This is a genomic window from Lysinibacillus sp. NPDC094177, from assembly GCF_050279145.1.
Lineage (GTDB): Bacteria > Bacillota > Bacilli > Bacillales_A > Planococcaceae > Lysinibacillus.
In genome coordinates this window covers 30,714-50,273 of the sequence record NZ_JBNNTW010000006.1, presented here as the reverse complement: position 1 = coordinate 50,273, position 19,560 = coordinate 30,714, and the positions used below count along the sequence as shown (strand labels likewise).

At 35.6% G+C, this 19,560-nt stretch carries 19 protein-coding genes; 13 read left to right on the top strand and 6 right to left on the bottom strand.

The window, feature by feature from the left end; genetic code table 11:
• Window positions 1-21 precede the first annotated feature (21 nt).
• Entirely contained in the window at window positions 22-1,032 is a 1,011-nt protein-coding gene (locus ACQKNC_RS11875) for a siderophore ABC transporter substrate-binding protein (protein WP_427425053.1), read from the top strand.
• Window position 1,033: 1 nt separating this feature from the next.
• Window positions 1,034-1,348, top strand: a complete 315-nt coding sequence (locus ACQKNC_RS11870) for an antibiotic biosynthesis monooxygenase family protein (protein WP_427425052.1) — start codon at window positions 1,034-1,036, stop codon at window positions 1,346-1,348.
• A gap of 223 nt (window positions 1,349-1,571) precedes the next feature.
• Here the strand turns inward: ACQKNC_RS11870 and ACQKNC_RS11865 are convergent, their stop codons facing one another.
• A complete protein-coding gene (locus ACQKNC_RS11865; RefSeq protein WP_427425051.1) occupies window positions 1,572-2,222 on the bottom strand; it encodes a hypothetical protein in 651 nt (216 codons plus the stop codon).
• A gap of 496 nt (window positions 2,223-2,718) precedes the next feature.
• On the opposite strand from ACQKNC_RS11865, the gene ACQKNC_RS11860 reads away from it, so the two are divergent.
• From ACQKNC_RS11860 to ACQKNC_RS11830, 7 genes are all read left to right on the top strand, one after another.
• Window positions 2,719-3,621 (top strand): polyprenyl synthetase family protein, encoded by a 903-nt coding sequence (locus ACQKNC_RS11860; RefSeq protein WP_427425050.1) that lies wholly within the window; start codon window positions 2,719-2,721, stop codon window positions 3,619-3,621.
• A 12-nt stretch (window positions 3,622-3,633) separates the two neighbouring features.
• Window positions 3,634-3,792, top strand: a complete 159-nt coding sequence (gene comX / locus ACQKNC_RS11855; RefSeq protein WP_427425049.1) for a competence pheromone ComX — start codon at window positions 3,634-3,636, stop codon at window positions 3,790-3,792.
• 35 nt (window positions 3,793-3,827) lie between these two features.
• Window positions 3,828-6,086, top strand: a complete 2,259-nt coding sequence (locus tag ACQKNC_RS11850) for a sensor histidine kinase (protein ID WP_427425221.1) — start codon at window positions 3,828-3,830, stop codon at window positions 6,084-6,086.
• Window positions 6,070-6,684, top strand: coding sequence for a response regulator (locus ACQKNC_RS11845; RefSeq protein WP_427425220.1), 615 nt, complete (start codon window positions 6,070-6,072; stop codon window positions 6,682-6,684). The genes ACQKNC_RS11850 and ACQKNC_RS11845 overlap by 17 nt, the downstream gene beginning before the upstream one ends.
• A 435-nt stretch (window positions 6,685-7,119) precedes the next feature.
• Window positions 7,120-8,019, top strand: a complete 900-nt coding sequence (locus ACQKNC_RS11840) for a hypothetical protein (RefSeq protein ID WP_427425048.1) — start codon at window positions 7,120-7,122, stop codon at window positions 8,017-8,019.
• Window positions 8,020-8,048: 29 nt separating this feature from the next.
• Entirely contained in the window at window positions 8,049-8,177 is a 129-nt protein-coding gene (locus ACQKNC_RS11835) for a hypothetical protein (protein WP_427425228.1), read from the top strand.
• Window positions 8,178-8,340: 163 nt separating this feature from the next.
• On the top strand, window positions 8,341-8,952 hold the full coding sequence (locus ACQKNC_RS11830; RefSeq protein ID WP_427425047.1) for a phosphatase PAP2 family protein: 612 nt from the start codon (window positions 8,341-8,343) through the stop codon (window positions 8,950-8,952).
• Window positions 8,953-9,054: 102 nt separating this feature from the next.
• On the opposite strand, the gene ACQKNC_RS11825 is transcribed toward ACQKNC_RS11830, so the two are convergent.
• The 3 genes from ACQKNC_RS11825 to thrC are packed head-to-tail and all read right to left on the bottom strand — an operon-like array spanning window position 9,055 to window position 11,728.
• Window positions 9,055-9,738, bottom strand: a complete 684-nt coding sequence (locus tag ACQKNC_RS11825) for a 2-hydroxy-3-keto-5-methylthiopentenyl-1-phosphate phosphatase (RefSeq protein ID WP_427425046.1) — start codon at window positions 9,736-9,738, stop codon at window positions 9,055-9,057.
• Window positions 9,739-9,764: 26 nt separating this feature from the next.
• Window positions 9,765-10,679 carry a homoserine kinase gene (gene thrB, locus ACQKNC_RS11820; protein WP_427425045.1) on the bottom strand — a complete coding sequence of 305 codons (915 nt, stop codon included), beginning with the start codon at window positions 10,677-10,679 and terminating at the stop codon, window positions 9,765-9,767.
• Window positions 10,676-11,728, bottom strand: coding sequence for a threonine synthase (thrC, locus tag ACQKNC_RS11815; RefSeq protein ID WP_427425044.1), 1,053 nt, complete (start codon window positions 11,726-11,728; stop codon window positions 10,676-10,678). Before thrC ends, thrB begins: the two co-directional genes overlap by 4 nt.
• Window positions 11,729-11,934: 206 nt before the next feature.
• On the opposite strand from thrC, the gene ACQKNC_RS11810 reads away from it, so the two are divergent.
• Window positions 11,935-13,164, top strand: coding sequence for an MFS transporter (locus ACQKNC_RS11810; protein WP_427425043.1), 1,230 nt, complete (start codon window positions 11,935-11,937; stop codon window positions 13,162-13,164).
• A 515-nt stretch (window positions 13,165-13,679) separates the two neighbouring features.
• Entirely contained in the window at window positions 13,680-14,546 is an 867-nt protein-coding gene (locus ACQKNC_RS11805) for a MurR/RpiR family transcriptional regulator (RefSeq protein ID WP_427425042.1), read from the top strand.
• A gap of 113 nt (window positions 14,547-14,659) precedes the next feature.
• On the opposite strand, the gene ACQKNC_RS11800 is transcribed toward ACQKNC_RS11805, so the two are convergent.
• Window positions 14,660-15,460, bottom strand: a complete 801-nt coding sequence (locus tag ACQKNC_RS11800) for an N-acetyltransferase family protein (RefSeq protein ID WP_427425041.1) — start codon at window positions 15,458-15,460, stop codon at window positions 14,660-14,662.
• A 549-nt stretch (window positions 15,461-16,009) separates the two neighbouring features.
• Here ACQKNC_RS11800 and ACQKNC_RS11795 point away from each other — a divergent pair.
• A complete protein-coding gene (locus ACQKNC_RS11795; protein WP_427425040.1) occupies window positions 16,010-16,936 on the top strand; it encodes a manganese-dependent inorganic pyrophosphatase in 927 nt (308 codons plus the stop codon).
• 37 nt (window positions 16,937-16,973) lie between these two features.
• On the opposite strand, the gene ACQKNC_RS11790 is transcribed toward ACQKNC_RS11795, so the two are convergent.
• Complete coding sequence (locus tag ACQKNC_RS11790; protein ID WP_427425039.1) at window positions 16,974-18,353, bottom strand: FAD-dependent oxidoreductase; 1,380 nt, start codon at window positions 18,351-18,353, stop codon at window positions 16,974-16,976.
• A 126-nt stretch (window positions 18,354-18,479) separates the two neighbouring features.
• Here ACQKNC_RS11790 and ACQKNC_RS11785 point away from each other — a divergent pair, with 126 nt between their 5' ends.
• Window positions 18,480-19,184 carry a DsbA family oxidoreductase gene (locus tag ACQKNC_RS11785; protein WP_427425038.1) on the top strand — a complete coding sequence of 235 codons (705 nt, stop codon included), beginning with the start codon at window positions 18,480-18,482 and terminating at the stop codon, window positions 19,182-19,184.
• Window positions 19,185-19,560 lie beyond the last annotated feature (376 nt).

The window sequence follows — 19,560 nt, the reverse complement described above, 5'->3', positions numbered from 1 at the left end:
ATTTAAAGGAGCAATTTTACAATGAAGAATTGGAAATTACTTACTGTATTAATGGCGATGATGCTATTAGTATTAGCTGCTTGCGGTTCTAAGGACGAAGCAAAAGAAGAAGATAAAGGATCTTCAACTGACAAAAAGCCTGCTGAAGAGCAAAAGGAAGAAGCAACATCTTACCCACTTACAATCCCTGCTATCAAAAATGGTGAAGAAACTTTTAAAGAAGTAACTCTTGATAAAATGCCTGAAAATATTGTTGTATTTGACTATGGTTTCCTTGATACTTTAGATGCATTAGGTGTTAAAGTTGCAGGTGTCCCACAAAAATCAGTTCCAAAATACTTAAGCAAATATACTGATAAAAATTACGTAAATGTTGGTTCTTTAAAAGAGCCTGCTTTTGAAGCAATCTCTTCTATGAATCCAGACATTATTTTCATCTCTGGTCGTCAAGCATCTGCTTACGATGAATTATCTAAAATTGCGCCAACTGTATTTGTAGGTGTAGATGATACAAACTTTATGGAATCATTCAAAGAGAAAACTGAATTAGCTGGTAAGATTTTTGGTAAAGAAAAAGAAGCTGCTGATGCATTCGCTGCGTACGAAGCAAAAGTAGAAGAAGTTAAAGCTAAAACAGCTTCGGCTAAAGAAAAAGCTTTAATCGTTTTAGGTTCTGAAGGTTCATTATCTGCATATGGTCCTGGTTCACGCTTCGGTGTTATCCATGATGTATATGGTGTAAAAGCTGCTGATGAAAAAATTAAAGTTGATACACATGGCGACAATGTAAGCTTCGAATATATCCGTGACACAAACCCAGACGTTTTATTCGTAGTTGACCGTGATGCTGCTGTAAATCCAGAAGGTGAGTCAGGTACAAAAGGTGCGATTGAAAACGAAATCGTTGGTGCTACTAACGCTGCGAAAAATGGTAAAATCGTTTATTTAGATCCACAAGTTTGGTACTTATCTGGTGGCGGTTTAACTTCTGAAACTCAAAAAGTTGAAGATGTTCTTAAGGTGTTTAACTAATATGTTTGTACAAATTAAACGTATTGTCGTTACGGAAGGGAAATCGGATAAAGTTGTTGAGCGTTTTGGTGCCAAAAAAGATGGTCCATCATTGCTCGAACAACAGCCAGGCTTTATTGATAAGCAAGTACTTGTAAAAAAAGTACGACGTGGTGATGAAGAAGTGCTAATTGTGGTTCGATGGGAATCAGAAGAGGCATGGAAAAATTGGGAGAAGAGTCCTGAGCATATTGCTGGTCATAAAGCAAGTGCTGGTAAACCTAAGCCTGATCATATCATCGAAAGCGGCCAAGAAGTTTATTATGTAAAAGGTTAATAAATTAGAGGTGTCTCAAAGTTCATTTGAGGCATCTTTTTTCTTATGAATAGAACATTGAAAGCTTCGCATTATCCAGTAGAAATGAATGATAGATAGTCAAAGCTGCAGATAGAAGAGCCAAAGAGAATAATAGAACTATTGAAATGGCATATAGAATGGTCTTAAGGAAGAAGGGGGGGCACAGATCTATAAGTGTGCCATACCCAATGCAGCGTAATTCTTAATGTTTAATAATCGCTTTATTCCATGCATTAAATGCTGAAGTAATATTAAAAGAAATACCATTTTCACTAATGGAAACCCCGGTAAAAGTGGCAGTTGATCGTTTGTGTGCCCAATTTGCTTCAGTTACAGCAGTATACTTTCCTAAAGGGGACATATCCATTTCTACTTCTGAATTATGAAGATAAATAGGCAAGTTGACTGTTTCGCCAATTTTAGCAGCATTTCCAATAGATGAAGTGCTGGAGCAATTGCCTCTTGCATTTATAATACTAAAGCTTGGCGACGTATAGATTATAGGTGGAAGTATATTCAAACCTGAGGTAAATGGACTTACTAAAGGTAACATAGATAGACTATCTTCAGATACTCTTATAATTCCATATTGTTCAATAAAAGTGTCCAGCTTTTGCTGAAAAGTATCCTCAAATCCAGGAATATTGCAAATGAAATTTGAAAAAGTAGATTTGCTTTTATACTCTGCTAATGTTTCTTGATAAGCCTGTTGCTCGGCATTAATAATTATTTGCTCAAAATATTGTTGTTCCTTCGAAGGTTTTTTAATGGTGATTTCTTCTTTAGACACAGAAATTGTACAGGAGAAATTACCCGTAAGTATTAAAATGTTTTCATTTACTTCATTTTTCATTTCAATCACTCCCAGTGTTTTGAGAATTTCTTTGTTAAAGATTTAATGATTCCTATAAAAAGGCTCATCACAATACGTAGGGGAATTCCGTTTCGAATGGGCATTCCAAGAAGTCGACCAGCCTTCTCTCCAATCAATTTATTTACATTGCATACGGTCATTTCTAAGGTAATGAACCTTTTAATGTTGAATTAATCAAAGATTAGTGTACGAACAAAAATATAAATTTCCCTTAATTTAAGCGTATCATCAGTAAGGACGCCATTTCAATGGTGAGTTTACGCCGAAAAGTGGCGGTCAATTATAAAAAACCGCCACTTATTTTACTATTTCTTAACAAAAAAATGGCGTCCTTATCACAAATACCGCCACAATTTGGCGGTATTCTCGTTCAAATGGTTTTGTGTAAGATATTTCCTTTAATTTTTGATATCTAGTATTATTTCCCATTAATCTATATAATATTTAATAACATACGTAAGGGGGTAGAGGACTATTGAAGGAGCTTGACGTTCAAATTAATGAATCATTGGACATTCTAATTGAGAACGAGGCATTGATAGGTCATGAACTAAGGTCGATGCTAAAAAGTTTTAAGGAAGAAAAAAAGGCAATTGGCTATTCGTTTGGTAAGTTATGTTATTGGCATTATGAAGCATTTACAGATTGTTTGAATGAGGATATTTATAAAGTTGCCGCTGCTATTGAACTTCTCATTTTGTCCTTTGATATAATCGATGACTTGCAGGATAATGATTCAGACTACAGTTGGACTAGAACACCTGAACTATCATTAAATGTTGCTTTAGCTATGCTAGTTATGGCTTCTAGAACTATACGTGAGACTTCTTTTGAACACAAAAGTACCGCTATTCAAATACTAGAGGATTATGCTTTGCAGAGTATAAACGGTCAGCAACTAGATTTACTCAATACTTGTAGGGATGAGCAATCCTATTTACAAATGATTGAAAAAAAGTCGGGTTCATTAACAACAATGGGTTGCTTAATTGGTGAAGTGCTTGCAAAAGGTGAGATATCTTCTGAGGTTGAGGAGTATGGGAGATACATAGGTATTATCCAACAAATTAAAAACGATATTCAAAGTTTAAAAACTTGGGGACCCAAAAACGATTTGCTAAATAAAAGATACTCATTGCCTATTATTTATCTTTTAGCACAGAAAAATGATGTTTCAAAGTTTGTAATAAACTATTATAATGACAATATAGATGTATTTTTGGATAATAATGCTACGGAAAACGAGTTGACAAATGGTGGTGCAATACGTTATGCAATTACTATTAAAAATGTTTACAAGTTTAAAGCATTAAATACTCTTGAAAATGTATCTATAAATGAGGTAGGTAAAGACTACCTAAAAGAATTAATGAAATGAGGAGAGATTTGTATGATTAATGTAATTCAATATCTAGAAAAGAACCCAGACCTAGTTGCTCTATTAAAAGCACAAAAAGCATCATTGATTGGAATTTCGTCTGTAGAACAAAAAGCAATTTTAGATGCGTATAGTAGTGAAATAGAGTTGAAAAGTGAAGCTTGGGATTAAAATCGTTGAGTAGTAAGTTGTTTTGGCCCGCTATAATGCTCTATTTAGCGATTGGTATTTATCTGAATTATGTGAATTATAGTGGGCCGTTATTAAGAATTGAGATAGAAAAAGAGGATGGCAAGTGGGGGGTAACGCAACCTTATTATAAAGACTGGACAGGGTGGGAAAATATTTCATCATCTGATGTTATTTTAAGAGTAGATGATGTGCCAATGGATCATCTAAATCAGCTGAAATATAAAACTGAAATAGTAGCTGCTAATGAAATTACAATCATGAAGCCAAATGGAGAAATAAAAGACATACATATCAAGCATTTAGATATCCCGCACCAATTTTACTATATATTAGTATTTCCAGCTTGTTATTATCTATTAACGCTATTTATTACTATCTATCTACATTTTAACCAAAAAAATATAAAGCTTACTAACTTACTTATTCTTTTTATGCTAACTGTTTCATTAGCTTATGTAAGCAGTGGAGTATCGAGTAGATTAAATGGAATTGGGATTATAGTAAATCGTAGTAGTATGGTGTTATGTTTAGTCGTATTATTGCATTTTTTAAGAGATTATTATTCATTTGTAAAAACTAAGTGGGTATTTACAAAAAATATCAAATTCTTTTATATATTCCCCGTAGTCGCTTTTTTACTGGGCTGTATTAGCACTTTCTATCCTGCTTCTTATGTTGCTCTTTCTAATGTAGTATTAGTCCTTTTCTTCATTCTCCTTATTATTATCCTTATTATGTTATTGCTAAGCTATTTCAAATATAAATCACCTCAGTTGAAAATATTGTTAAGTAGTATATTGATACCGTTTCTGCCATTTCTTTTTTTATATTCACTTCCTAAAATTTTTTTTGATAAGTATATTCTTTCAGGTGAAACCAGCTCTTTATTTTTATTGCTTATTCCTTTTAGCTTTATCTTTACACAATTAGCAGATCGGCTATTTGATATCGAATATCATATTACTAGATTACGTTATTATGTAATCTTTTCATTGATTTTTACTTTGTGGTTTATAGTTGGATTGCATTGGATTGCAGGAAAATATTTAACGATGACCGTAATATCAGGTGTTTCATTTTTTACTTTTACATCGTTAGTTGTTCTTTTTTACATAAAAGAGAAAGTCGATTATCGAAAACGAAAAATTTTATTTTCGACAAAAGGGGATTATATACATCAGTTATATACTGCGGTAGATAGAATCGGTAAAACAATAAAAATAAATGAGCTTCTAGAGAAATTTGCTCAGGAGGTTTCTCTACATCTTGAGCTCGAACTCGTATTTGTTTTAACTTATGACTATGACACAAAGCAATTTACAGCAACGGTTGAGGGAAGTCTTCCGATTAATCCAATGCTAATGGAAGATTTAAAAATAGGGGAAATTAAAAAACTTGATCAAGTCTATCTAGCCTTCCTCCATCAAGATGCTCATTATAAAAGAGTATTAGTATTGCGACATAATAATTCGATTCATTTAAAAGATGAAGAGCTTCTATGGCTTGAGTTGTTCTTATTATATGTAAACAATTTTATTGAAAATACAAAGATGGTAGAAGAACTGTTAGAGGAACTAAAGCATATGAGGCAAGCAGATGATAGTCAATTACCTTGGTTAAGCAAATTATTATGGTTAAGGTTTGAAGAGGAAAAATATCAATTAGCTCAAGAATTACATGATACAAATTTGCAAGAGCAGCTCCATATTGCACGGGAGGTTGATGTCCTAGTCAATGCGAAGGATACAACAGATGTCCAGCAAAAACTTGCAAAAATTCATAAGCAGATGGTTGCGTCATTACATGATTTAAGAGCTTATTGCGAAAATTTGAAGCCTCCATTATTAGATACATTAGGGCTGAACGCTGCATTAGAAAAGCTAATTCGTAAAGTAATAGAAAGAGCTAGTTTTGTGTTAATTTATACGATAGATCGCCTTTATTTAGAGGATGAGCGTATGAATTTAATGATTTATCGACTATTTCAAGAATTACTCAACAACTCTTTAAAACATTCCTATGCAACGACGGTTGAGATTCATCTGCTGGAAATGGACAATGGTTTTGAAATCATCTATAAGGATGATGGTGTAGGATGTAATATTGATGATATTATTGTCGCAGAATCGATGGGAATTCAAGGTATGCAAGAGCGTGTAAAGGCCTTTAACGGACAGTTTTACATAGATTCACAGGTTAATGAAGGAATGTCTATTAGAATTACAGTAAAAGAAGGAAGTGATACACTTGATAACGATGCTTATAGTGGATGATCACCCAATTGTGTTAGAGGGAACGAAAAATTTATTTCAAGAAAATGAAGATATTATAGTTGATACAGAAAGTGATGCAACTCATGTCATACAAATAATTAAAAACAAACCATATGATATCTACTTAATTGATATAAATATGCCGTTAGAAAATGGCATTAATTTAGGACGAAACATTAAAGCTATCCAGTCAAATGCTTCAATTATCCTTTATACTGGTGATGATATTACTGATTATTATCCACTTATTTTAGAACGAAAAATAGAAGGTATTTTAGCTAAAACAGCATCTAAGGAACAAATTTTGCGAACTGTTCGAGCCATTGCAAATGGTGAAATTGTTTTGCCTCAAAACTTCTTGGATTTTCTCGATAATAAATTTAAACTGCAAGATGCAAAACTCGATATTCACTTAAATGAAAAAGAAAAGAAAATTTTAAGATTAATAGCTGAAGGACATACGAATAAAGCGATTGCTATAGAATTAAATATTCCTCAGCGAACAACTGAAAGATATTTAACTCAGCTGTTTTCTTTATTGAATGTAGATTCGCGGACAGAAGCTGTAAATCTTGCAGAAAGAATGAATTTACTATAGATTGTCTGTATGTTATACTTATTTTAGTTGGTATATTTTTCAATAAAAAGGGAGAGTTTAGGTGGTTTTGCAATACCGTATTTTAACTTGGTTGATTTTACCTAAACCTCAATTCGAAATGCCTATAATTTTCATGTAACACCGCCAAAATTTGGCGGTGTTCTTTGTGTGTCCGCCAAATCACGCCAAAAATCGAGACGAAGACCGCCAAAAAATTGGCGTAAACCCATCGTTGAAATATCGGTGTAAGTACTGGTACGCTTAAGATAATCGTGGTTAAGTAGATTTGCTATAGTAAGTATTACTATATAAGATTTCGTTTAAAATAAGAGCCTGACTATCTATGAATAAAGTAGAGATTGTAGATTTTTTTTAAAGTTACTAGCTAGTCAACATACTTCACCATAAAACTTTATATAAAGGTAGGCGTGTATTTTGAAAGTAGAACTTGAAAACTTATTTTCTATAGATGAATCTAGTCAAGATCAAGTCATTAAAGTTTATAATCGCTATGGTATTTTTATCGGTGCACCTGAAATAAGAAAAAGAAAATTAAAGGCATCATTCAATCCTATTTTTACATTAAATGAAGAAATCACATATGAACATGTAGCAGCACTATATAAATCATTGGAACACGAGTTGGGGATCGTTTCAATCGGAGAGCGTTTTTACTTTGACTTTTCAGATTACGAATATGAGCAAGCATCATTGTTTACGTTAAACTCAACGGGTAACTCAACTGATATGTTTATAGATGATAAAGGTACTTTATTTTCTATAAGCACCCATTGCCAGCATTGCGGACTAATGGAAAAAGAGCAACTTTCACCATTAGTAATAGATACAACAGAAATGAAAGATCGTCATCTAGTTCATGTGAGCGGATATTGGGTAGCTTCACAGGAATTAGTGACATTAATGAAGCAAGAGGATATTAATGGCTATGAACTTTTAGAGGTTATTCATCAAGGACCGGAAGAAGGGAAGCAAAAAGCTTTTCAAATTATACCGACACAAGTATTGCCAGAAAGCAGCATTGAAAGAGTTAAATTATATTTTGCGACAGAACAGCCTCCATGTGGTTGTGGTTTAAGTGGGGTAATCAATGGTCCTGATATATATCATCACAAAGATTTAACCAATATAAAAAATGATGTATTCTTTTCAGCGGAATGGAGCCATGACGGGAGATATTTATATCGAAAGACTTTGTTCAGTAGAAAGTTTAGAGAATTAATTATTAAAAACAATATATCTCGCGAGGTAAGAGGAGAGAAGGATAAAAACTTTGGGCCAAAGGATTGGTTATTCGATCCAGTGTTAATAAAATAATTCAAACTGAAGGTGAGGAAGTGTATATTTTGTTTAGAAAAATAATACCTATCGTTGCAATCTTATTTATCGTTGCATTAGCTCTTTCGAATTATTTTAATAAAGCAGAAGTCAAAACATTTGTTATACCTAAAGAAAGAGGGGGCGCATTGGGTTAGGTAAAGTTTCACCAATCGGGGATATACAGGCAGTTAACCTCGTACCTAACTTCTTTGCGTTGGGAGTTGTTCACGGGGTAAAAAGCAAATTCACCTCAAGCTGGCTTAAATATGATATGATGTGAAAAATATAACAGCATATGGTTTTGAGGTGAAGTATTATATGAAAAAATGGGCATATCCTTTAGCGGTATTAACGCTCATTATCTTTTTTGTGTTACGAGTTACTTTTCAAAGTGAATTTATTCATACTTTTGATACAAAAATGGCTGATTTATTTTTCGGTAATCGTTTTATAGAATTTTTTCACTATATAGGAGAACCGGCATTTGTAGTGTCCGTAGCTATAGTCTTAATAGTATATTTAGCATGGAAGGTAAAAAATAACCGAGGGATATTATTTGTTTTGTTAACGGTTGCAGGTGGGAATGTACTTAACCAGTTATTGAAAAAATGGGTGCAGCGGCCAAGACCTGAGATTGAAGAACAATTAACATCCTATAGCTTTCCTTCTGGACATGCTATGACCGGAATCTTGTATTTATTTACAATAGCTTATATTTTTTCGGAGAACAATAGCAAGGGACGTAAGACATTGCTATGGCTTGGGGCAATTGTTCTAACTGTACTTGTTGGTCTGTCTCGAATTGCTGGCGCCCGTCATTTTGCTTCAGATGTATTGGCTGGATGGAGTATGGGATATACGTGGTTTATCATTTGTGTTATTTGGTATGAACGTCGAAAGAGATTTTTTAAGACGAAAAATAAACGATGAATTTGAAAAGGGAGCCATCTAATTGAAGGTGGCTCCCTTTGTTATGTAGAAATAAGGGCGGCACTTCTAAACATACCGCCCTTATTTCACTAAGCTGTTCAATTACATTGAAACAGCCTTTTCTGCTTCCATTAGCTTTTGTACAACTTCTAAGCAATCATAGAATGTTTCAAAGGGCTCATAAGGAAGATGGAGATCTTTACAGCGTTTAATAAGATGATCCCTAGCAAGTACTAAATCTGCCTGTTTTGCTGCCTCAAAATCAGAAAGTGAATCGCCAATCACGATTTTAAAATGATTGCTCTGTGCAACTTTTCGCATGACACTTGGCTTGCAGCAACCACAACCCTGTATCTCAAATTTGGCACATTCTTCATCACAGCTATTTGGAAAGATGAGCTTAATTTGCTGTCCTGAAAAATCAGCACTGTTACAATATATACCAGAAAATGGGCCGTATTTTTTTAATAGTGGCTCAATGAAAAAATCAACACCACCACTAACTATATAAAGCGGAATATGTTTCTCCTGTGCAAAACGAACGAAATCGCCAAAGCCATCACGTATAATGGCCGTATCCAATAAATATTGGATAACAGCATCTTTTTGTTTAGTTGATAATAGCTCGAACATTGCTGAAACGCCATCTTTAAAAGTTATAGTTTGCTTCATCATTGCCTTAGCAATTTTCTCAGACTCCTCTGGAACGAATTGAGTCATTAGTGAGACGATGTTATCTGTTTCTGTTATAGTGCCATCAAAATCACAGAAAATAATTGGCTTCAAGCTACTTCCCCCTTAAGAAAAAACGTCTACTTTTGTAGTAGACGTTCAAATTTTACCTGTACACCATGTTCATCGGCTTTTGTTAAGATAATTTGGTGTTCTGGAAATTGATTTTTCATGGCATTTACGAAATCTTGTGCAATAGCAGTAGGGATGATGGAAATCAGTGTTGGTCCAGCCCCGCTTAATGCAGTTCCAAATGCCCCATTAGCCTTTGCTGCTACATGAATTTCTGTATACTGTGGAATTAATTTGTTGCGGAAAGGTTCATGGAATAAATCAACTTCCATATAACGACCTGCACGCTCAAAGTCACGAACCATTAGTGATGCTGCTAGCATATTAGCATTTGCTGATGCCCTAATTGCATACGCACGGTCAAATTGTTCTGGTAAAACAGAACGAGATTCACTTGTTTTTAGCTCGAAATCGGGCACATATACAACAAAGGAAGCATCTATATCATTGACATGAAATGTATCAACAACGCCATTTTCATCCATTGAGGAAATTGTTAATCCTCCTAATACTGAGGCTGTTGCATTGTCTGGATGTCCTTCGATTTGTGAGGATAAATTTAGTTTATCCTGTACAGTTAAGCCTATATCACAGACTTGGTTAGCTAGTTCAATTCCTGCAACGATGACTGCTGCACTGCTCCCCAAACCACGGGCTAATGGAAGCTCACTTGCCATTTCAACACGGCAGGCAGGTAGCTGCTTACCGTATTGATCTGCAATTTTCTTGGCAATCACGTATAGTAAGTGCTCTTCCAGCTCAAACTCTTTAGGACCATTATCATCGAGGTGGATAATTTCCCAACTATCCTGTAAAGATACGGTTAACTTTAAGTAAAGAGATAAACCAAGTCCTATTGAATCAAAGCCCGGTCCTAGATTGGCTGTACTCCCAGGAACTGAGATTTCCCACATGTTACTCATAGAACGTCCTCAATGTATTTTCGAATTTCTTCCTCATCGTTTTTAAGTGAGACAACATCTACAGTCGATACATTCATTGCAGTATCAGGATCTTTCAATCCATTACCCGTGAAAATTGTCACAACTTTAGAGCCCTTCGCAATCTTGCCATTTTCAACTGATTTAATAACGCCTGCTAATGATGCAGCTGAGCCTGGTTCAACGAAAATTCCTTCAGTGCCAGCAATTAATTTGTAGGCAGCTAAAATTTCTTCGTCTGTCACCGAATCAATAATTCCACCAGACTCGTCGCGAGCTGCTTCTGCAAATTTCCAACTTGCAGGATTACCGATACGAATAGCTGTTGCCACTGTCTCAGGATTAGCAATAGGTTCACCTTTTACAATTGCTGCTGCACCTTCAGCCTCAAAGCCGAACATCTTTGGTAGACCAGAGCCTTTTGCAGCATCATATTCTTTAAAGCCTTTCCAGTATGCAGTAATGTTACCTGCGTTACCAACAGGGATGCAAAGATAATCTGGAGCTGTTCCTAGAGCATCTACAATTTCAAATGATGCCGTTTTTTGCCCCTCAATACGGAATGGATTCACAGAGTTTACAAGTGCCACTGGAGTTGTTTCACTTACTTGACGAACAATGTTTAATGCATCATCAAAATTACCGTCTATTTCGATAATCTTTGCACCATACATTGTCGCTTGGGCTAGCTTACCTAGAGCCACTTTTCCTTTAGGGATAACGACTATGGACTGGATTCCAGCACGTGTTGCATAAGCTGCTGCTGCAGCTGATGTGTTACCAGTTGAAGCACAAATAACGCATTTGCTGCCATCTTCAATTGCTTTTGCAACGGCAAACACCATACCACGGTCTTTAAATGAACCGGTTGGGTTTGCACCTTCGATTTTTCCATAAAGCTCAATGCCAAGTTTTTTAGATAGATTTACTAAATGTATAAGAGGCGTATTGCCTTCGTTTAAAGTTAGAGCAGGTGTATTTTCTGTTACGGGTAAAAATTGTTTATATTCTTCAATTAGGCCTTTCCACATAACGTTTACGATCTCCTTTTGTTCTTATAGAAAGAACAGTTGTTTTTGTATAAAAGACATTTTAACGCAAATTGCCCCATGTTTTCAATAGAATTTGAGAAATTGTCGAAACAATTCGGTAATTTGAATTTTTGCTTGTCACTTTCTTGAAACAACTGTATAGTAAACTTAAGATGTAAAGTCAAGTGTAAAGACAGGTGGTTGGAATGACGACAAATACAGTAACAACAAATAAGGTTCAACAATCTATTTCTCGTAATAAGCTTTTGCGGGTAGCAGGTGTTGGCTGGCTTTTCGATGCAATGGATGTAGGAATATTATCATTCGTTATTGCAGCACTAGCAGTTGATTGGGGATTAACACCAAGTCAATCTGGTTGGATAGGTAGTATAAACTCAATTGGGATGGCTATAGGAGCTCTTGTATTCGGCGTGCTTGCCGATAAAGTAGGACGTAAGCAAATTTTTATGTGGACGCTTGTATTATTTTCGATTGCAAGTGGCTTGTCTGCATTTACAACTACATTAGCTGCTTTTATGGCACTACGCTTTTTAGTAGGCATGGGACTAGGGGGAGAATTGCCAGTCGCATCAACGCTAGTTTCTGAGAGTGTAGAAGCCAAAGAGCGTGGGCGAGTGGTCGTTTTACTGGAAAGCTTCTGGGCAGTTGGTTGGTTAATAGCAGCATTGATTTCGTATTTTGTTATTCCATCATGGGGATGGCGTATTGCTTTATTGTTAACGGCAATTCCAGCTATATATGCAATTTATCTTCGCTGGCACTTACCAGATTCACCTCAATTTGCAGTAAAGGCAGAGTCTAAGAAACGTAGTGTTGTACAAAATATTCGAGAAGTATGGTCAAAAAAATATGTACGTTCGACACTTATGCTATGGGTGTTATGGTTTACGGTTGTTTTTTCATATTACGGTATGTTTTTATGGCTTCCAAGTGTCATGGTTAGTAAAGGCTTTGATATGATTACAAGTTTTAAATATGTTCTCATTATGACGCTTGCACAGCTACCAGGTTATTTTACAGCTGCATGGTTTATAGAAAAATTTGGACGAAAATTTGTGCTTGTTTCCTATTTAATTGGTACAGCTGTAAGTGCTTTCATTTTTGGTAATGCCGAAACAATGGTAGTACTATTAACATCAGGAATGTTTTTATCGTTCTTTAACTTAGGGGCATGGGGTGCACTTTACGCTTATACACCTGAGCAGTATCCTGCAATTATTCGTGGAACAGGTGCAGGAATGGCAGCAGCTGTTGGGCGCATCGGTGGTATTTTTGGACCTCTATTAGTAGGATTTTTATTAACAGCAGGTTATGATATCGGCTTCATCTTTGCGATATTCTGCGGAGCGATTATTATCGGTGTTATTGGGGTAATCTTCTTAGGTCAAGAAACCAAACAAATTGAATTAGATTAATAAAAAAACATGTCTTGGATGAACTATAGTCCAAGACATTTTCTTTAATTTTGTTACATAAAAATTAGTTTTATTTAATTTTTATACAAATGTTTTTAAAAATCTGTTAAAATCACAATCAATAAGGTTCATCACTAAAAATAGAAATGATATTTTTTAGAATGTATATCATGTGGATAAGTTGATTGAAGTAGGGGCAGGGCGACTCCTTGAGGTCAAATTACAGTGTCAGTTGGGAGCATGGAACGAACTTCGTAGGAAAGCGCCGCGCCGCAACGGAAAACAACCCTTGGGTTATAGTGATGAGCCAACAATAAACTTTAATAATGAAAATAGAACTATTTTATATCTATTTATTACGAACTGTCATATTAGCAAGTTAAAGCGTTAAAGATTTTTCAGAAAAGTCATTGTATTCAAATTGTAATCGTGATACTGTATTTTTAATCGAATTTAGAGTCATTAGGAAACAATCTCCATCCGTGATAATTTCATTGAAAGAAAGGTTGTTAGAAATGAGTATTAATGAAGAAATAGAAAGAAGATTTGTTAGGTTGTCGAAGGGACAGCGTAAAGTTGCACAATTTGTTAGGAATAACCCTACAGTTGTAATTGGTAACGGAGCAGCAGAAGTGGGTAGACAGGCTAATGTTAGTGAATCAACGGTTATTCGTTTTTGTTATGCGATGGATTTATCGGGCTATGTAGAGCTTCAAGATAAAATTAGAAGCTATTTAATGACTCAAAATGGTGGTGCGAGTCTTCAACCTACATATTCTTCAAATAAACTCGATGTTCCAAGTTTTAGTAAGGTGATGCAACGTGATATCCAAAATATTCAAGATACGATTCATTTAATTAACGATAATATGCTTCAAAAAAGCTCAAAATGGATGCATGAAGCAGAGTACGTTTATATTTTAGGTACTCGTCAAGCTGCGCCTATTGCAAATTGGTTATCGTCTACAATGAAAACTTTACGTCCAAATGTGAAACAGCTTCGCTCAGAATCTGATGATATTGTACAGCAAATTAACAGTATGGGTGAGCGCACGACATTGATAGTTTTTTCATGGGACAAGTATTCAAACGACATTCAAACGATTGTAGAAATTGCCAAGAAGAAAAAGGCTAAAATTATTGCCATTACTTGTTCCGCATTGGCGTCTATTCGGGAATATGCAAGTGCTTTATTTACACTTGGTCTGAAAAAGCAATCTACTTTGGACATTATTCCAGTTTTGTTTTCGTTTTTACATGCGCTAATTGAGGAAATGGTCAGTCAGAATAAGGCGCAATATGAGAAATATCAGCAATCATATGAACAAGTAGAAAATAATTTGTTATTCTTAGATGCAGCAAGAGAAAAGCAAGTTTTTTAAAAATTTCACAACGAGTAGTAATGTAGTACGGACCTATGAGTACTTATTCTTTTAACAATATTACACATAAAAAAGATGTCTAAATAAGTTTTAGACATCCTTGAAAAAGAAGCTTATAAAATTTTACTTAAGCTATATTCGTTAATAAAGTTATCATTTAATTTAACGGCGTTTTGGCGGATGCCTTCTTGCTGAAAGCCTAGCTTTTTAAACAAACTTAAAGCACTATCATTATGCTCCATAACAGATACTTCTAAGCGCGAAATATCTCGCTGTTTAGACCAGCGTTCAGCTGCCTTCATCAGCGCTGAACCGATGCCTTGTCGTTGATGCTCTTCCTTAACAGCTAGATGGACTGCTGCAACATGCTTAGTTTTAGAGTGCTTATAACCATGGATAACGGCATAGCCAGCAAAAATACCATTCAGTATACAAAGTAAAATCGTGCGGTTTTTCATTTGTTTCCAATAGCTTAAATCTTTACGAAGCTGTTGAACTGTAAGGTCTAATTCGTGTTTCATGTTATACATGAAATCAGTTTGTTGGAAAATTTCTTCTTGCAAATGAATAAATAATCTAGCATCTGATGCTTCAATTGCTCGAATTATGTATGCAGGTGGGTTATCGTCATTTTTAGAGATATTATTTGTAGTCTTCATTTGTGTACGCGAGAAAGTTACACTAGTACCGAGCTTTACATCAATGACGTAGTAGCCTGCATCTGTCCATGACAAATAGTGAGAGAGAGGGGGCTTTGTTTTCTTCCACCAGCTCCTATTTAAGTAAGCTGCATTCGGTAAGGCTTGTCCCATAATATTTTCGAGTTCGCTAAATGATAAAGTAATTTCTTGTTGTAAAGCTACTTCAAAATAATTTGCTAAAGGAATATACTTTTTTTCCATCTTCTTTGTCATCGTGATCCCCATTTCCTATATATCCTAAAATATAGACTCCCTGATGATAGCATAAAATTATGGTTTCATAAATATAAAAACACAACTATATATCTATTAATAGTAAATATTTTTTATAAACTATGAATTATTATTATTAAATGTTAAAAATAGGATGATTAAAATGTATAAATATATTAAAATTAATAATAACCTAGATATGGTGTGGATGGGTAATTTCGGATAATCGCCATAACGAAGACGTGATCACAGGATGTCATGCCTTTAGCCTTCTTTCTTCTACTAGCTCGCGCTTCAGGGTATCATTTGTGGTGCTGTGATCCTAAGGAGTCGCTTAGTCTCCACTCTCCAATCAACTCATAATTATCGTATACGTTATAAAAATATCATCCTTGTGTTTCCAATTTTTGTGTTTTGCTAAAATAGTAGATTTTAGTTGTGGAATATAGTGATCCTTTATAGATAAACTTTCACTTTATATCATGTTTGTTCATAAGATATGATAAAATAAAATATAAATGTTATTGCCATTTAGGAGGAATAAATTTAATGAGTAAAGTTTTAGTTTTTGGTCATAAAAATCCAGATACAGATACAATTACATCTGCAATTGTATATGCATATTTAAAACAGCAAATTGGTGTTGATGCTGAAGCGGTACGCCTTGGAGAAGTAAATAACGAAACACAATTTGCTTTAAATAAATTTGGCTTTGAGGCACCTCGATTAATCTCTTCAGTAGTTGGAGAAGCAGAGAAAGTAATTCTTGTAGACCACAATGAATTCCAGCAATCTGCAGACGGAATCGAAGAAGTACAAATTGCGGAAGTGATTGATCATCACCGTATTGCTAACTTCCAAACGGCTGATCCACTATACTACCGTGCGGAGCCTGTAGGCTGTACTGCAACAATTTTAAACAAAATCTTCAAAGAGCATGGCGTAGCAATTCCTGCAAACATTGCTGGATTAATGCTTTCTGCTATCGTTTCTGATACATTATTATTCAAATCTCCAACTTGCACAGAGCAAGATGTAAAAGCTGCTGAGGAGCTAGCAAAAATTGCAGGTGTTGATGCTGCTGAATACGGATTAGCCATGCTTAAAGCAGGTGCAGATCTTTCGGATAAATCATTAGAAGATCTTTTATCATTAGATGCAAAAGAATTCCAATTTGGTGAATATAAATCGGTAGTAGCTCAGGTAAATGCTGTTGATATTAACGATGTACTTGGTCGCCAAGAGGAATTAGAAATTTTATTAAATAAAAATGTAGCGGATAATGGTTTAGATTTATTCTTCTTTGTTGTAACAGATATTTTAAACAATGATTCAACTGCCGTTGCAATTGGACAAGTAGCAGAGGCTGCAGCAAAAGGGTTTGGAGCAGAGCTTGTAAATAATCGCGTTCTTCTACCGGGTGTTGTATCTCGTAAAAAACAAATCGTGCCAGTTTTAACTGATGCATTGAAATAATGAAAAAGAGGTTGTCCTGAAAAAGGCAACCTCTTTTTTATTCTAACTTTAATGGGTGAACAGCAGGACCTTCAAGAACTTCCCCTTTGGCATTAAAGCGAGAACCGTGACAAGGGCAATCCCAAGTTTCGTCTGCTTCATTCCATTTTGTTTTACAGCCTAAATGCGTGCAAGTTGGTGTATTGGCGTGTTTAACATAGCCTGTCACGAACTCCTTGGCTACGAAGCCTCCTACCTTTAGCATTTGCATAAACTGAGCCCCAAATTTTGTACGTGCTGGCGAATAAAGAGGTATTGCACCATCCTCATTCCCTGCTCCTGTTATCAAAGAGGCTAGTATATCTCCAGCTACAAAAGAATTCGAAATTCCCCATTTTCGATAGCCAGTTGCAATGAAAACATTAGGCAAGGACTGTGTAATCCTTCCAACATAAGGGACCATATCAGGTGTTTCAATGTCCTGAGCTGACCAGCGATAGATTGGATCCTGATCGAAATGCGCCTTCATTTCATTTTGAATGGCCTCATAATAGGGCTCCGTATTGGTTGTTTCACCTGCAATATGATTAGCTCCACCTAATACTAAATAATGCTCGTTGTTTATGGTAGCCGTCCGAATAGAGCGAGTAGGATTATCTACGCATAAATATTGACCTTGTAGTGTATCAGTAATTTTGCTAGCAACCATATAGGAGCGACTGTTAGAAAGTTTAAAAAGCTGAAGCCCTCTAAAGGCTTCGATTGGATAGTGTGAGCACAAAATAAGCTTATTGTATTGAACCGACATATCATTTGCGGTATGTAAGCTATTTTGTGGTATGTTTAATTGCTGAACACGGGTATTTGTATAGAGTTTTGCGCCCATTGATAATGCTCCTTTTACAAGGAAATTACAAACTTCTACAGGATGTATTTGAGCCTGCTGGGACATGCTAAGTGCTTTTGTAATTGGGAAGGGAAGCTCTGTATCAGAAGTGATTTTCGCCTTAATATTTAATACTTTATAGGCATTCCATTCTTTTAATAATTGAGCATAGCCTTCTTTTGTTTGGCAATAAAGCAATGAATCTACTTGTTGAATACTTTCCTTAGGGAGTAACTGTAATGCTTTTTCTACAGCTATTTGGTTGAGCTGATAATAGAGCTTTGCCTCATCTACAGAAAGTTTTTCAATAAGGTTGGCATAAACTAAGCTATGCTGTGCAGTTAATTTTCCTGTTGAATGACCAGTCGTACCATGACCGATATGAGAATTTGCCTCAAGCAAGACCACATCTACACCTGATTTTGCTAAGACATAAGCTGTATATAGTCCCGTCAATCCTCCACCGATTATACATACATCACAAGTTGTTGACGCAGGAAGAGATGGTAGGGAAACGGGGTCAATTGTTCCGAGCCAAAGAGATTGTGTCATACATAACCCTCACATTGTTTTTATGTTCAGTATGTAGATTGTTTTGAAAATTTATGCAATGGAGCATAAAAATTGCCTTATTGTAATTACTATCGCTACAATGTAGCAAAAGGAGCGTGACTAGCTATGAAAATTGAAATTTGGTCAGATTATGTGTGTCCATTTTGCTATATTGGTAAAAAGCAACTAGAGCAGGCGATTCAGGATACTGGTTTTGCAGGACAGATAGAGCTCGTATATAAAAGCTATCAACTTGACCCAACAACACCTGTGGATACAAATGTGTCTACGTATGAAGCATTGGCGAAAAAGTATGGAATGTCACTAGAAAAAGCAAAGGAAATGACGCAAGGTGTTGCCGCCCGCGCTAAAGAAGTTGGTTTAGATTACAACTTTGAAAATTTAATGGAGGAAAATACATTAAAAGCGCATCGTCTAGTAAAATGGGTAGAACAACAAGGGGATGCTACCGCGCTTGTTGAAGCACTATTATATAATTACTTTATTGAAGCAAAGCGTATTGGCCAGGATGATGTATTAATCGATATTGCTGAGCAAATAGGTTTGAATCGTGAAGAAGTTGCAAAGGTTCTTTCTAACGATGATTTTAAAACAGAAGTAGAGACAGATATACAAGAAGGACTACAGCTTGGCGTACGAGGGGTACCGTTCTTTGTGTTAAACCGTAAGTACGGTATTTCTGGAGCACAATCTCAAGAAGTATTTGAAGAAACATTACGTAAAGTAGCAGAGGAAGAAGGCTTACAACCAGGATTAAAAATGGCAGGCGAAGGCGGCGGAGTTTGTACAGATGATAGTTGTAAATTTTAATCCTGTTGGAGCAGATTAAGAGCTAATCAGATTAGTAAGGTACCTATCCATATCTAAAATATATGCTTTAATAGCTTATTACAAAAAGGGATGACCTTTGTAAAAACGCATAACATGTGGAAAAGTTGATTGGAGTGAAGACTGGGTGACTCCTTGGGGATTAGCAATAGAGGAACGAAGGCTAAAACCATCACGTCCTGTGTTAACGCCTTCGATACCAACATCGGTTCCGCTGCCGCTGCCGCTACGTTAACACTGCGCTTTCGCGCAAAAAACATCTGCCGCTGCCGCTACGTTAACACTGCGCTTTCGCGCAAAAAACATCTGCCGCTGCCGCTACGTTAACACTGCGCTTTCGCGCAAAAAACATCTGCCG

Bases quoted from the DNA above. Each gene is read 5' to 3' on its own strand.
- ACQKNC_RS11870 (WP_427425052.1), top strand. From the start codon at position 1,034: ATGTTTGTACAAATTAAACGTATTGTCGTTACGGAAGGGAAATCGGAT.
- ACQKNC_RS11790 (WP_427425039.1), bottom strand. From the start codon at position 18,353: ATGACACAATCTCTTTGGCTCGGAACAATTGACCCCGTTTCCCTACCA.
- thrC (WP_427425044.1), bottom strand. From the start codon at position 11,728: ATGTGGAAAGGCCTAATTGAAGAATATAAACAATTTTTACCCGTAACA.
- ACQKNC_RS11795 (WP_427425040.1), top strand. From the start codon at position 16,010: ATGAGTAAAGTTTTAGTTTTTGGTCATAAAAATCCAGATACAGATACA.
- ACQKNC_RS11810 (WP_427425043.1), top strand. From the start codon at position 11,935: ATGACGACAAATACAGTAACAACAAATAAGGTTCAACAATCTATTTCT.
- comX (WP_427425049.1), top strand. From the start codon at position 3,634: ATGATTAATGTAATTCAATATCTAGAAAAGAACCCAGACCTAGTTGCT.
- ACQKNC_RS11865 (WP_427425051.1), bottom strand. From the start codon at position 2,222: ATGAAAAATGAAGTAAATGAAAACATTTTAATACTTACGGGTAATTTC.
- ACQKNC_RS11800 (WP_427425041.1), bottom strand. From the start codon at position 15,460: ATGACAAAGAAGATGGAAAAAAAGTATATTCCTTTAGCAAATTATTTT.
- ACQKNC_RS11845 (WP_427425220.1), top strand. From the start codon at position 6,070: ATGCTTATAGTGGATGATCACCCAATTGTGTTAGAGGGAACGAAAAAT.
- ACQKNC_RS11805 (WP_427425042.1), top strand. From the start codon at position 13,680: ATGAGTATTAATGAAGAAATAGAAAGAAGATTTGTTAGGTTGTCGAAG.
- ACQKNC_RS11830 (WP_427425047.1), top strand. From the start codon at position 8,341: ATGAAAAAATGGGCATATCCTTTAGCGGTATTAACGCTCATTATCTTT.
- ACQKNC_RS11850 (WP_427425221.1), top strand. From the start codon at position 3,828: ATGCTCTATTTAGCGATTGGTATTTATCTGAATTATGTGAATTATAGT.
- ACQKNC_RS11785 (WP_427425038.1), top strand. From the start codon at position 18,480: ATGAAAATTGAAATTTGGTCAGATTATGTGTGTCCATTTTGCTATATT.
- thrB (WP_427425045.1), bottom strand. From the start codon at position 10,679: ATGAGTAACATGTGGGAAATCTCAGTTCCTGGGAGTACAGCCAATCTA.
- ACQKNC_RS11875 (WP_427425053.1), top strand. From the start codon at position 22: ATGAAGAATTGGAAATTACTTACTGTATTAATGGCGATGATGCTATTA.